Genomic DNA, 13,371 nt, shown 5'->3' on the forward strand with positions numbered 1-13,371 from the left:
CAGGGGTCACTGCAAAACGATAGATTCTTCTTTCACGAACTGAGTAGAACGTCCTCTCGTAATTGAGAAAATCGCACAAAGCAGTGCCAATATAATAAAACCGCCGCCTACCCAAGCGTTATATATAACAGATGATTTTTCAATAACAACTCCGCCCACTGTTGAACCAAGTGCAATTCCTAAGTGAAGTGCAGAGTTATTTAACCCTTGCTGAATACCAGCTGATTCCGGTGCAATTTCAATTAAATAATTTTGTTGCGCTGGTGAAATCGCCCAGCTCAGCATACTCCATAAGCCCATCATAATGATAAAGAGCGGGAATGAGAATGTCATTAGTGGCAATAAGAAGATAGCACATGCAAATACGATAATAATCGAGATAATACTTTTCTTCGATCCCCATTTATCAGCAAGCCAGCCTCCAAGCCCGCCTCCAATTACTGCTGCGATTCCGAAAATAAAGTAAAACACACTAATCCAGTTTGCTTCAACATGCATCACATCTTTTAAAAACGGTGTTAAATATGCATATAGCGTTAAATGACCCGTTAAAAATAAAAATGATGTTAACTGTGCACTTACAATTTTTTTATCCTTTAAAGTAGCAATTTGTTCTCTTATTGATAATACTGATGTCGGTGGTACTTTTGTTAAGAACAATGAGATACAAGCGATCGCCATAACAGTTAATATCGAAATTAATACAAATGGCGCACGCCATCCGTATGCATTTCCGAGTACAAGACCGAGCGGTACTCCAAGTACGAGCGATCCGCTAATCCCCATAAAAATGATCCCAATTGCACGCGCACGAAAATGCGGTTCTACTACACTAGAAGCAAGTGTTACAGATAGTGCAATAATAAGCGATCCACTCGCCGCACAAATTACCCTTGAAAACATTAACATCTCATAATTCACACTAAATGCCGAAACAATATTTCCAACTAAGAAAATTGATAATGCCATAACATACAATTTTTTTCTTTCAAACTTGCCTGTTACTGCTAATAAAACCGGCCCTGATAGAGCGAATACTACTGAAAATATTGTAATAAGCTGACCAGCTGCGCTAATGGATACTCCTAAATCATTGGCAACTAAATCAAGCGTTCCTCCTATAATTAGCTCAACCGTTCCGACTACGAAAGCCGCAATAGCTAAAATATATACACGAAAATTCAAGTCTTCCCCCACACTTCCTCTTTTGGTTACTACTATTATAGTAACCAAAAGAGAAAGTAGACGCAAGTATAATTTTTTTACAGCAAAAAAGGCAGGCGTATTATACGCCTGCCCTTCAATCATTAAACTCCAATTTCTTTCTTCTTATTTAAGTACCAATACACCGGAAGTCCAGTAAATACAATTCCAATTGATAAGAAGCAACTTACCGGATCATTAATAATCGCACTTCCAAGTACAAATAATGATCCTAAAATCGCAATGATTGGTACAATCGGGAATAACGGTACACTATACGCACGCTCTTTATCCTTGTTACGTTTTCTTAAAATGAAGACACCGATAAATGTCATTACATAGAAAATATAAATGATGAATACGGAAATCTCAGATAGCTTATTCGGATCACTAATAAGCATTAAAATAATTCCTAATATAATTTCAACAGTAATCGCATTTGCTGGTGTTTTAAATCTCGAATTTTCTTTTGCAATAAACTTAGAAAACGGAAGGTGTCCACGCTCTGCCATCGACATCGGAATACGTGGGAATGTTAAAATCTTTCCATTTAAACAACCGAAAATAGAAACGATAATACCGATACTAATAATTTTCCCGCCATATTCTCCAAGTAACATGCCCGCAGCTGTCGCTGTTGCATTTTCTCCAAGGTCTACAATTTTCGCTGCTGGTAATACATTTAATAACGCTAAGTTAATTAATACGTAAGCAGCTGTTACAATTACAATCCCAACTGTCATTGCCTTCGGTAATAACTTTGTTGGATTCTTCATTTCTCCGCCAATAGAAGCGAGTAAAATCCAACCATCATAGGCAAATAAAGTTGCTAAAATTGCCATCCCGATACTTTGATTTTCTGATATTGGCACAACTACGTTGAAAATATCACTGTTTCCTTTCCAAAAACCTAACACAACAATCAATATAATCGGAATCATCTTTCCAACTGTCGTAACCGTTTGAACGATACCTCCGTATTTTGTTCCCATACTATTTACAACGCCTAAGAACACAACTGTTCCAATTGCGATTGGTAAATTCCATACTTTATCTAAATAGAAAAAATTAATCATTAAAGAACTAAAGTACAAACCTAACGTTCCAATAATAGCTGGCCCATAAACAATCGTTTGCATCCAGCCAGATAAATACCCCCAAAAACTTCCATAAATCTCTTCTAAATACGTATACAACCCACCATTCTTCGGAATTTGCGCCCCAATTTCGGCTACTGTTAAACCACTTGCTAACGTCAACAGACCACCAATTACCCAAGCAAGGATTGCCATATTAGAACTCCCTGAGTAATCTAATACGCTCCCTGGTTTCATAAACACACCAGACCCAATAATAGTTCCTACTACGATAGAAAGTGCTACTGTTAAACCAATTTTGTTTTTCTCATCATGATGCATGCTGCGTATCCTCCTTCCAATACTAGTGTGATGCAAAAATAAAATAAAAAAACACTCCTCCCTAAAAAAGGGACGAGTGTTGTATTCGTGGTTCCACCCTTGTTTCAATTCGTAAAGTTACACACTTCACCAATTTCTCAAGTCTAAATAACGGTTTTTGCCGGCAAGCAATTACTAGGTATCCGTTCACTGCTGCAGTTCAGAGGTGGTAATCGATTTTCTCGTATTAGGAAGCTCACAGCCAAAGGCTTCCCTCTCTGAGAATCGTAAAAAATTGATCATGTCCTCATCATCACTTCTTGATGTCGAATTTTGTAGTTATTGTTCATTATATTGAATTGTTAGAAAAAATCAATATATATTTTATATAACAAAAAAATTTTCTCTTCTTATATTATAACAGAAGCTATTATATTTCTCTAATTTCCAATCAAAAGGACCGATTTCCACATTAAGAAATCGGTCCTAAATATGTACCTTTCGGTTGCCCACACGAAAGATACTACATAATTCAATTATTTATCTTCGTTTTTCATGAACAATTTATGATGTGGCAGATCAACATTCAATTCCGCTAGTTGTTTCTTTTCATTTTCTAGAATCGCTTTCGCTTTTTCTTTCGCCTGGTCATCTAAGTTCGCAAAGATGTCTTCATGCTTTTCTTTCTCAGGAAGTTTCACACCTAATTTTGTTAATTCCTCTTTTGCTTGCTCACGTGTTAGTTTCCCGGATTTTTCTTGCTCTAAAATCAACTTCGCTTTTTCCTTTGTTGCCTCATCTAACCCTGCAAACATATCCTTGTGCTTACCCTTCTCTGGGAATTTCACACCTAGTTTTGTCAATTCTTCTTTTGCTTGCTCATGCGTTAATTTCCCAGATTTCTCTTGCTCTAAAATCGACTTCGCTTTTTCCTTTGTTGCCTCATCTAACCCTGCAAACATATCTTTGTGCTTACCCTTTTCTGGGGATTTCACGCCTAGTTTTGTTAATTCTTCTTTCGCTTGCTCACGTGTTAGTTTCCCGGATTTTTCTTGCTCTAAAATCGACTTCGCTTTTTCCTTTGTTGCCTCATCTAACCCTGCAAACATATCTTTGTGCTTACCCTTTTCTGGGGATTTCACGCCTAGTTTTGTTAATTCTTCTTTCGCTTGCTCACGTGTTAGTTTCCCGGATTTTTCTTGTTCTAGAATCGACTTCGCTTTTTCTTTTGTTGCCTCATCTAGATTCGCAAACATATCTTTACGTTTCTCTTTCTCTGGAAGCTTTACACCTAGTTCCTCTAATTGTTTCTTTGTATCATCCATAATCGTTTTTACTTTTTGTTTTGTAGCGGCATCTAAATCTTTTTTCGCCGTTTTTGTAGGTTGATCCGCTGCTGGAGTATTCGTTGCCGCAAATGCTGGCACACCAATTCCTCCTATAATTCCAAATGATAAAGCACCTGCAATTGCTAAATACCCAACTGTTTTCTTCTTCATAGGAAATTTCCTCCTTCACATTTCTAAAGCATGTACACTTTCGTATACAATGCCTATAGTAATGCTGGTTTCTTAAAATTTCCTTAACGAGTTAAATAAAATGGAACTTTAATTAGTGGGGGTGTGCATCCTACACTACTCGGATTGGGCTTTTACGGGACAAAAAAACACCGCTCATCACGAGCGGCGTTTATCTAAGCTTTTTGTAATTGTAATTCTTCACGTTCCATTACTTTTCTTAATACAATTGTTTGTGTCATTGTAAATAAGTTACCTGTAATCCAATACAATACAAGTCCTGACGGTGCCGCAATTCCCATAAACAAAATCATCGCTGGCATCATTATTTGCTGTATTTTCAGCATTTGCACTTGCTCTCCAGGCGTTATATTTGATTGGAACACCTTCATCTGGATAAATGTCGTTAACGCTGCAATAATCGGTAATATATGATATGGATCTGCATGTCCTAAGTTCACCCATAAAAATGAAGATGTACGAATCTCTTCAGTTCGGCTAATCGCATAATACAAAGCAGAGAAAATCGGCATTTGTATAAAGATTGGCCAGCAACCAGCTAACGGATTCCAACCACCTGATTTCATTAGTTCTGACATTTCTTTTTGATACTGCTTTTGTTTTTCAAGATCTTTACCCACATCACCGTGTTTCTTTTTCAGCTTCTGTAATTCAGGTTGCATTTTTTTCATTTTCATTTGACTACGATATTGCGAAACAGCTAATGGAATCAGTGCTGAACGAACAACAAGCGTAATGACAATGATCGCAATCCCAAAGCTTCCACCAGATATATGATGAGCAACAAATTGAATCATATACGATATTGGATATACGAAATAATGGTTCCAAATTCCCGTACTATGTGAATCTATCGTGCCTGCATTACTGCAACCAGATAAAACAAAAACAAGTAATAATGATAAACTAATGAGCGCAGCTCGGTTTGATTTTAACATGTTCATTCCTCCAATGTTTCGTAATTAATTAGCGAAACATTGGTGTATACGGGCCTACCTCGTCACTCTCTCCACTCGATTCTTGTCTGCGGACAGAGCGAATCATTCCATATTTATAAAAAATCGAGAAAAGCGGTACATTTCCGATACCCTCTTCACACTTATCAACTAGTTTAAAAGCTCTCTGTCTACCGCTTGATGCTTGCTGACGTACGAAACGAGAAACGTTAGCAAGAAAAAAGACTTCTAATACACAAAGTGCTGTCGTTACAAACGATATATACAGAAGTGCATCCTGCAATAAAAATTCCATCGCTTCACATCCTTAATAAAGTCATTTTAGCACATTCAACAAACATTCTCTATTTCCTTTTATTTTCAAAAATGAATTTTGCATATTTTCTCAAAAAATTATGCTAGAAAATCAATGTATTCGCTTTCTTTAGTATATTCACACGTATCTTTGAATAGGTTTAATTTTTTAGAAATTTATAAAATTTTCGCATTATAATAAAACTATTGCCAGTTTTTGAAAAAAGCTTTATTCTCTTCTTGTAATCAAAAATGAATATGGAGATGAAACATACTATGGGTCAACTAGGAGACGCCGATTACGTTCCCGACACCGCCTTTTTATCCTTCCCAGCAGCTAAAACATTTCACTTAGAATTTATCATACAGTTAGTTGTTATTTTTATAGCTTCTATTTTGTATGCAATTTCTATGAATATGTTTTTTATCCCGCATAATATGATTAGCGGTGGGTTCGCTGGTGTAGGGATGATTATCGGTTATTTAATGCACTACAATATCGGTGCACTTATCTTTTTACTAAACATTCCTCTTCTTATTTTAAGTCACTTTTACTTAGGCAAGAAGACAACCTTTTTAACAGCATACTTCGTAGCTGTATCATCTTTAGCGATGAACATTATCCCAGTACACCAAGTTTCAGACGACATTTTACTTTCTTCTGTATTCGGTGGTGTCATCTGCGGCGCGGCCTCAGGAATCATATTCCGATTTGCTTCTTCAACAGGTGGTTTTGATGTTGTTGGATTGATTGTAGCGAAACATCGCGATGTTTCAATTGGAGCAATCATCTTTGGATTCAACTTAATCTTACTTGTTGCAGCAGGATTTATTTTCGGATGGGATATTACGCTTTATACGTTAATTAGTCGGTTTGTGGTCAGCAAAGTAATTGATGCCGTGCATACAAAACATATTAAATTAACGATAATGACAATTACAGAAAAAGGTGAGGAAATAAAAAGCTCACTACTACATCACGGCATACGTGGCGTAACAATGGTAGATGCTGTCGGCGGCTATACAAACCATAAGAAAAAAATGATTTACACTGTCGTAACTCGCTATGAGTTAGGCGAAATGAAACGAATTATTCGCCAAGTAGACAATCGAGCATTTATGAATATTACTGAAACCGTTGAAATCGTTGGACGTTTCAAACGTATATAAAAAAGCGCAAGGAGCTACAGTTCCTTGCGTTTTTTATTTTTTACACTTATTACAAAATCAGATAATTCTATTAGTGTGGCAATAAATGTGTTATAATAAAAGTAGACTTACAAAAAAGAGTATATAGACTTGGAAGTTTCCCTTATTTATATAAGCAAAAAGAAACAAGAAGTCGTGTATATTTCAGACACCATACACGTAACGGCTTAAAAAAGCTGCTCATCTTAGTTATTCTTCACTGATCTTTTTATAAAAAGATTCGTACAACTAAAATTCACTTCAATATACTATACCTACCTTTTTGACTTCCAAATCATCTTATTACATAAGGAGATGAACATATGAATCAACATATACGATACACAATAGCTGTCCTGTTTGCCATTATCGGCGGCGTAATTTGCTTCTGGACAAACACTCAACTTGGAGAGAATATCATTTTTAATGGAATCGAAACACTTGTAAGCGCTTCAATTTTAGGCGGCTACATTTTCTTCCTCTTCAATCCAGAAGAAAATGCTCAAAAAACAATGTTATTAACAATGATCGGAATCGTTGGCGGATGTATTTCCTACTCAATGACAAACTATACATTACCACTTCAATTAAGCTCAGCTTTCTTCCACGGTCTATGGACTTGGTTTATTGCATTCTGCCTAGCAGATGTATTCAACCTATTACAAGATCCTGAAGAAGAAAACGGTCACCAAATCGAAAGTAACTCTTAAGCTGGAAGATATTCTTCCAGCTTTTTTATTTTTACTGACTACTTTTGGATACCCCACTCGGAATTCGAAATGAAACATGTGCCCCACCTCGCACCTTGCTATTTTCTACCTGTATTATGCCGCCATGCTTCTCAACAATTGTCTTGGCAATATATAACCCGAGCCCAAAATGCTCCTTGCTTCCTGAACGCGACTGATCTCCCTGATAAAAACGCTGCAATACTTTCTTCAAATCCCCTTCTTGAAAACCAAGTCCTGAATCATATACATGAAACTCTATTGCGCCATGCCAAGCACATACTTTAACAAGCATCTTCCCTGACACCGGCGTAAACCTAACTGCATTCATCACGATATTATCCATTACTTGACTGATCCGCTCTTGATCAAATACTAAGCTTTGTACACCCTCATTATTTTCAAAGGTAACGTCCCACTCAATCTCTTTTTTCCTAGCTATACATTCATATTCTTCTAGTTTTTTAAGAAAGAATGGGGTTATATGCACTTTATTTAAACGTAATTGAAACGAGAAACTTTCTAACTCATTTACTGTTTGGAACTCCTCAAGAAGTTTTGTCATTCTGTTTGTATTTCGTTCAATCGTTTGTAAATACCGATGTAACAAGTCTTCATTTTTCCATAAGCCACTTTGCAAACCTTCTGTATGACCTTGTACAATCGTTAGCGGCGTTTTCAAATCATGAGAAATAGCTCTAATATATTCTCTTCTTTCTTCTTCTAACTCCCATTGCCGTGATAAACTAGTTGCTAATTCTGCGCGCATATTTTCAAACGAACCGACTAACTCACCAATTTCATTTTTCGCGTTGTATTCTAAATGAAAATCTAAATCCTGCTCTTGAATTCTTTTTGAAGCCTCTGATAATTCAGCGAGTGGTTTCTTTATTCTTTTTCCCATTCGGTTTGAAACAATATAAGATAAAATTGTAATGTATATAAAGGGCGAAGCTAAAAATAAGATTACAAACAAGGAATCAACTGCCGAAGCAGTAGACATTGTCAAATGATAATTAAGTCCTATCGCTCCCTGTAGATCCCCAGTCTTATCCACTAAAGGCAGATATGTCGTAACTCCAGTATCATCATCTTCCTCATGAATATTCGTATTAATAACACTCAAAATTGGTCTCTCATTTGTTATTAATTTCTTTTTATATGTACCATAAGAAATATCTCCTTGCCTATTAACAATTTGATATTTAATTCCCTCTTTAGGGATAATTTTCTCTAATTCATTTCGCTCTTTCTCATTTAACAATAGGGCTCCTTTATCTTTTGCATATTCTTTTATCATAGGAATTTTTTGTTCATAATAATTTGCAGGAAATACTTTTCCACTCTTCGTTAGCCAATACCAACCACTAGCTGCCGTTAAAACTGTCAGTATTAAACTACCAATTAAAACTATTAAAAAGCCAATTACTAGCTGTTGTTTAATCCTTAACCTTTGCATCAATTCTGTACACTCCACTTATATCCAATTCCCCACACAGTTTGAATATATGTATATTCTCTATCATATACACTAAGCTTTGTTCTAATTTTCTTTATATGTTCAACTACAGTAGAGACATCACTTTCACTATCATATCCCCAAATCTTTTCAAACATCTGCTCTTTCGTCAAAACTTGGCCAGCATGAAGTGCTAACATTTTCACAACTTCATACTCCTTTTTTGTAAAGTGAATTTTTTCTTTACCTAATAGTATTTCATAACTCTGCAAATCTATTACTAAATCGCCATAACGCAGTAAATTCTTTTGCCCCATCATTTGCAATTCTGTCGTACGGCGCAAATTAGCAACAATTCTAGCTTTCAACTCTTTTAAACTAAACGGCTTATTAATATAATCGTCTCCACCAATCAATAAACCTTCTATACGAGAGCGTTCACTACTATCCGCACTTAAAAATAATATTGGGCATGCATAAGACTCTCTCATCTTCTCGCACACTTTAAATCCATTCATATCCGGCAGCATAACATCTAAAATAATGAGATCCACGCTACTATCTAATTTTTTCAAAGCTTCTTCACCACTTAATGCACTTCTTACTTCATACCCTTCCATGACAAGACTATCTTCAATAAATGTAAGAATATCCGGTTCGTCATCTACAAGTAATATTTTGTCTGCCACGGTAAATCCCTCCTAATTAAATACATCTTTTTTACACCAACTAAACATAGCCGCTATTGCACATCCTCCTAAAATCGTACCATTTATTAGGTAAAATGTTCCTTTCCCTTCACTTAATATTCTTAGAATCGATTCGCTTCCAATTACAAAATAACTTATTTCTTCACTCACATACAAACTAGTTACTAGTAAACCGACTATCACAAAATACGTAATGATAGCGTTTTGAAACCAAAGACTTACAAAACTACTCAACATTGTTAAAGCACTTGTGATAAACCATAATATTAAATAATATTTTACAGTATATAAAATAGAGGCACCCGTCCCATAAATGACTTGTTTATCCAAAAAGAATGTCTCCTCTGCGTGCCTTATAAAAAATGTTCCATATATATAACTCTCTATAAATGCCATTAACAAAAACAAACTTACGATACTCATTTGAGTCATCCATTTTGCCAATAATAATTCCCACCTACTTACCGGACGGATCATGACAAGACGATATGCGCCAGATGAAATTTCACTATTAAAGCTATCAATAAATAAGATTGGAAAAATTAATAAGAATAGAGTAAAATACCATTCTCTTGTAACTGCAACAGGAAAATTTAAATTACTTAAGATTGCTTCTGTCCCTTTTGTATCATAAATAGCAACTCCAAAAGTATGAACCCATACACTGTGTAAAATAAGCAGCAGTACAAAAATAACAATTAATACTTTCGTCTTCTTTCTATCAAAAATCCGTTCAAATTCACTTATAAGTATTTGTCTCATTCTTCACACCTCACACAAAATTATCTTTTTTTCCTATCCAATAAACTGTTACAGCATTACAAATAACAATGTATATAAGTAAAATTATAGATCCAAAAAGAATCATTCTTGAACTACCAGATAAAGATATAACAATTCCTTCATGTTGTAATTTAATTAAAGAAGAATAATTAATATAAAGAAAAGCCGGTGATTTCCCTATCACTAACGCCATGGCTGGGTATCCAAAAGAAAATATAATAAATCCCATACCAAGTAGTGTTGCACTTGTTGTGGATTTACTTATAACCGAAAGCATAATTAATATACTAGCCATCGCTATTAAAGTAAGATAAGCAATTCCATAATAAGAAATACAGTATAAGAAAACGCCAAGTGCATTCATTTTTTCTGTGAAATAAAACAAAAGAATACTTGGTTCATGCTCAAAGAAAATATAGCCAATACAATAACTACAAATAAAATAGACACCTATAAATAGCAAACTTACTGCTAATATCGTAATTATTTTCGCAATAAGAACCTCAGAATACGTGTATGACCTTTGTATTACCATCCGAATTTGACCGCTATGATACTCTTGAGCAAACACAAGGACAATCAAAACGAGTAAAACAAGATTACATATACTCATAAGCATTTCAGATAATGCAAGTACGGGGAATGAATTCGCATATGTATAATCAACTGCTGTCCTTTCTACCTCTTGATTATGTTTCAAATAGTACTTCGCAGCCCCAAGTAACATCACCGGTATCATCAAAAAACAAAGCCATGTTACTTTCTTTGCCCAAAGCCGCCCCCATTCAGAACGTACTAACATCATCATGAGCTCATCATCTCCACGAAAATATCTTCTAATTCTTTATCACTTCCTTGTAACTCTTCCGTCGTTCCCCGCCATATTAGTGATCCTTCACGAATCATGACCCATGAATCACACATAAGCTCCAATTCACGAATTAAATGACTAGAAATGAAAAAAGTTATTCCCTTCTCACGCTGTAAGTCGAGTACAATTTTACGAAGTTGCTTAATTCCAACTGGATCTAATCCATTAGACGGCTCATCCAAAATAATAAAATCTGGATCGCCAAGAAGGGCCTGTGCAATCCCTAAACGCTGCTTCATCCCTAATGAATACGTACCAACTTTATCGTCCGCACGGTTTTCTAAACCGACGATTTCTAATACTTGCTGAACTTTTTTTTCAAGAACTTCTCCACCAGTACGTAACGTAATCCTACCTAAATTCCGTAAGTTTTTTCGTCCTGACATATAAGGAAAGAAAATCGGAGCTTCTACAATTGCACCTACATGCTGAAGAGCCTCTTTTCGATTTTTTTGTACGCTAATTCCATTAATTAGGATTTCCCCTTCATTTGGTCGAATTAACCCCATAATTGTTCGAATAAGAGTTGTCTTCCCTGAACCATTTGGCCCAACAAAACCACAAATTTCATTTTTATAAACAGAAAAAGACATGTGACTTAACAACGTTCTTCCCTTCACTCTTTTCGTCACATCTCTTACTTCTAAAACCTCTTTTTTCATTCTTATCGCCTCCTTGCTACTAGAATAGACGGTAAAAATAAACAATTTATAAACAAATAAAAAGAAGTTACCCCCACGGCAACTTCTTTTCCACATACCCCATCCGGTACTCACCGGAATATATCAACGATTTTTAAAATATATCGATCGTTTCTCCACTTATATCAACGATTTTTTCATTATATCAACGATTCGACACAGGATATCGATTTACCGACATCCTTCGATATCTCTAAAGCACAACATACCCTATCCCCCAAGCAACTTACTGCCGAACTCTACGATTAAAAAGATAACTAATAGGATCGCGAGTATTTTTAATGCTACGTATGCGACTTTAAAAACAGCATAAATAAGCAAGACTATCAAAATAATCGTTAAAATTTCCATATTTACTTCCTCCAAGCTTTGCTCTTCTTATCTCATTTTACTCGCCTCAGACTTTTTATGGAACGGCATAAGATGACATAGAAAAAAGAGGATACCTCACCCGTCGTAAGATACCCTCTCCTGTAGCCGCTCAAACCATTCTCTCTCTAATTGTAAATATCCGATTTCACTCTTCTCTGCACTCTTCAATTCTTTATCAGCTTTCTTCATATAAGTGCGGGCATCTTCTAGATCTCCCTCTAAATATTTAACAATTCCATGTGTACGGTAATACCCATGTAAATCCACTTTTGTAATTGCCTTTACATGTGCCTTTGCTTCTTGCAAGGAAAGACTTTCCTTCTGATAAAGAACTTTATATAAGAGATACCAACTATGAAAACTACTAACGAAGAATTTATTTTCCTTCGTTACCGGTAGTTGAACAATTTGTTCTATATATGGTATTGCTCTTGCCATTCCCTTTTGATCCGATCTAGCAAGGAAGACGAGCATCAGTCCGCTCAGGCTCTCTCTTATTCCTTTATTCTCTTTTAATTTTTCCTCACTAAGTTCTATTAACCTCTCATCCCAATCTTTCGGTCTTTTATAACTAAATAACTCACTTGATACTTGAATCGTATATAAATGCTGCTTAGCTTTTTCATCATCTTTAATTAAAATGAGAAATTGCATACCATCACTCAAAAACGTTCCTTTTATCGGTACGATTGTAGCTGCAAAAATCACAAAGTGTAAAACAGAAAAATATAAAAGATATTGATAATAACTCACCATATATATGTAACCGAAAGTAATACCAAATAATAAACTCGTAATCGGTCCACCTAAAGTGAGCCACGCCCATTTTTTCGAAAGATTCGGTGTCTCTATAGAAGAAGGCACTAACATCGCCACGCCTCCGAAGTACGCCCATAATTTATTTTCTCGAATGCGTACTTTCCCCTTCTCTTTTTGAATAGTAATGGGGCCTACTGTCATAAATTTAAAATTCAAACCACCCATCAAACCGAATATTACATGCCCTAATTCATGAATAATTAACACTAGCAATGCAATCCCGAAAAAGGCCCATATTTCTATAATTTGCTGGACCTTTTCTATTCGAATAAATCCGTATAAAGCGGAGCAAACGAAAGCAACGAACATTGAAAAAGCAGGTCTTCTTAAAACGTCCACCGTTTTTCTCCCC

General features: G+C 35.6%; 14 protein-coding genes and 1 other annotated feature. Of the genes, 2 read left to right on the top strand and 12 right to left on the bottom strand.

Annotated features, from left to right (window positions below):
* Positions 1–6: 6 nt before the first annotated feature.
* The 5 genes from KPL75_RS11780 to KPL75_RS11800 form a co-directional block, all read right to left on the bottom strand.
* A complete protein-coding gene (locus KPL75_RS11780; RefSeq protein ID WP_219920765.1) occupies positions 7–1,308 on the bottom strand; it encodes an MFS transporter in 1,302 nt (433 codons plus the stop codon).
* Entirely contained in the window at positions 1,308–2,621 is a 1,314-nt protein-coding gene (locus tag KPL75_RS11785; RefSeq protein WP_219920766.1) for an APC family permease, read from the bottom strand. Before KPL75_RS11785 ends, KPL75_RS11780 begins: the two co-directional genes overlap by 1 nt.
* Positions 2,622–2,686: 65 nt before the next feature.
* Positions 2,687–2,923, bottom strand: a binding site (T-box leader).
* Positions 2,924–3,136: 213 nt separating this feature from the next.
* A complete protein-coding gene (locus tag KPL75_RS11790) occupies positions 3,137–4,099 on the bottom strand; it encodes a hypothetical protein (protein WP_219920767.1) in 963 nt (320 codons plus the stop codon).
* Between the two features lie 194 nt (positions 4,100–4,293).
* Positions 4,294–5,076 (bottom strand): membrane protein insertase YidC, encoded by a 783-nt coding sequence (locus KPL75_RS11795; protein ID WP_002124186.1) that lies wholly within the window; start codon positions 5,074–5,076, stop codon positions 4,294–4,296.
* Positions 5,077–5,104: 28 nt separating this feature from the next.
* A complete protein-coding gene (locus tag KPL75_RS11800) occupies positions 5,105–5,389 on the bottom strand; it encodes a hypothetical protein (RefSeq protein WP_215574111.1) in 285 nt (94 codons plus the stop codon).
* 275 nt (positions 5,390–5,664) lie between these two features.
* On the opposite strand from KPL75_RS11800, the gene KPL75_RS11805 reads away from it, so the two are divergent.
* Positions 5,665–6,558, top strand: coding sequence for a YitT family protein (locus tag KPL75_RS11805; RefSeq protein ID WP_016096587.1), 894 nt, complete (start codon positions 5,665–5,667; stop codon positions 6,556–6,558).
* A gap of 341 nt (positions 6,559–6,899) precedes the next feature.
* Positions 6,900–7,286 (top strand): DUF3938 domain-containing protein, encoded by a 387-nt coding sequence (locus KPL75_RS11810; protein WP_219920768.1) that lies wholly within the window; start codon positions 6,900–6,902, stop codon positions 7,284–7,286.
* A gap of 31 nt (positions 7,287–7,317) precedes the next feature.
* Here KPL75_RS11810 and KPL75_RS11815 read toward each other — a convergent pair whose 3' ends face one another.
* The 7 genes from KPL75_RS11815 to KPL75_RS11845 all read right to left on the bottom strand — a co-directional run bounded on the left by KPL75_RS11815 (position 7,318) and on the right by KPL75_RS11845 (position 13,358).
* The gene (locus KPL75_RS11815; protein ID WP_219921100.1) at positions 7,318–8,763 is read right to left on the bottom strand and encodes a sensor histidine kinase; all 1,446 of its coding nucleotides are present in this window, start codon (positions 8,761–8,763) and stop codon (positions 7,318–7,320) included.
* Positions 8,763–9,452, bottom strand: coding sequence for a response regulator transcription factor (locus KPL75_RS11820; protein WP_128856383.1), 690 nt, complete (start codon positions 9,450–9,452; stop codon positions 8,763–8,765). Before KPL75_RS11820 ends, KPL75_RS11815 begins: the two co-directional genes overlap by 1 nt.
* A 12-nt stretch (positions 9,453–9,464) precedes the next feature.
* The gene (locus tag KPL75_RS11825; protein ID WP_219920769.1) at positions 9,465–10,235 is read right to left on the bottom strand and encodes an ABC transporter permease; all 771 of its coding nucleotides are present in this window, start codon (positions 10,233–10,235) and stop codon (positions 9,465–9,467) included.
* 10 nt (positions 10,236–10,245) lie between these two features.
* The gene (locus KPL75_RS11830; RefSeq protein WP_219920770.1) at positions 10,246–11,064 is read right to left on the bottom strand and encodes a DUF2705 family protein; all 819 of its coding nucleotides are present in this window, start codon (positions 11,062–11,064) and stop codon (positions 10,246–10,248) included.
* Positions 11,061–11,789: an ABC transporter ATP-binding protein gene (locus KPL75_RS11835; protein ID WP_219920771.1), complete on the bottom strand. Its 729-nt coding sequence runs from the start codon at positions 11,787–11,789 to the stop codon at positions 11,061–11,063. The genes KPL75_RS11830 and KPL75_RS11835 overlap by 4 nt, the downstream gene beginning before the upstream one ends.
* Before the next feature lie 249 nt (positions 11,790–12,038).
* Entirely contained in the window at positions 12,039–12,179 is a 141-nt protein-coding gene (locus tag KPL75_RS11840; protein WP_000404783.1) for a DUF3985 family protein, read from the bottom strand.
* A 96-nt stretch (positions 12,180–12,275) separates the two neighbouring features.
* Positions 12,276–13,358 carry a site-2 protease family protein gene (locus KPL75_RS11845; protein WP_219920772.1) on the bottom strand — a complete coding sequence of 361 codons (1,083 nt, stop codon included), beginning with the start codon at positions 13,356–13,358 and terminating at the stop codon, positions 12,276–12,278.
* Positions 13,359–13,371 lie beyond the last annotated feature (13 nt).

It is taken from the genome of Bacillus sp. NP247, assembly GCF_018966865.1.
In the GTDB taxonomy this organism is placed as follows: domain Bacteria; phylum Bacillota; class Bacilli; order Bacillales; family Bacillaceae_G; genus Bacillus_A.

Bases quoted from the DNA above. Each gene is read 5' to 3' on its own strand.
- KPL75_RS11825 (WP_219920769.1), bottom strand. From the start codon at position 10,235: ATGAGACAAATACTTATAAGTGAATTTGAACGGATTTTTGATAGAAAG.
- KPL75_RS11805 (WP_016096587.1), top strand. From the start codon at position 5,665: ATGGGTCAACTAGGAGACGCCGATTACGTTCCCGACACCGCCTTTTTA.
- KPL75_RS11780 (WP_219920765.1), bottom strand. From the start codon at position 1,308: ATGATTGAAGGGCAGGCGTATAATACGCCTGCCTTTTTTGCTGTAAAA.
- KPL75_RS11840 (WP_000404783.1), bottom strand. From the start codon at position 12,179: ATGGAAATTTTAACGATTATTTTGATAGTCTTGCTTATTTATGCTGTT.
- KPL75_RS11830 (WP_219920770.1), bottom strand. From the start codon at position 11,064: ATGATGATGTTAGTACGTTCTGAATGGGGGCGGCTTTGGGCAAAGAAA.
- KPL75_RS11800 (WP_215574111.1), bottom strand. From the start codon at position 5,389: ATGGAATTTTTATTGCAGGATGCACTTCTGTATATATCGTTTGTAACG.
- KPL75_RS11810 (WP_219920768.1), top strand. From the start codon at position 6,900: ATGAATCAACATATACGATACACAATAGCTGTCCTGTTTGCCATTATC.
- KPL75_RS11795 (WP_002124186.1), bottom strand. From the start codon at position 5,076: ATGTTAAAATCAAACCGAGCTGCGCTCATTAGTTTATCATTATTACTT.
- KPL75_RS11785 (WP_219920766.1), bottom strand. From the start codon at position 2,621: ATGCATCATGATGAGAAAAACAAAATTGGTTTAACAGTAGCACTTTCT.
- KPL75_RS11835 (WP_219920771.1), bottom strand. From the start codon at position 11,789: ATGAAAAAAGAGGTTTTAGAAGTAAGAGATGTGACGAAAAGAGTGAAG.
- KPL75_RS11815 (WP_219921100.1), bottom strand. From the start codon at position 8,763: ATGCAAAGGTTAAGGATTAAACAACAGCTAGTAATTGGCTTTTTAATA.
- KPL75_RS11790 (WP_219920767.1), bottom strand. From the start codon at position 4,099: ATGAAGAAGAAAACAGTTGGGTATTTAGCAATTGCAGGTGCTTTATCA.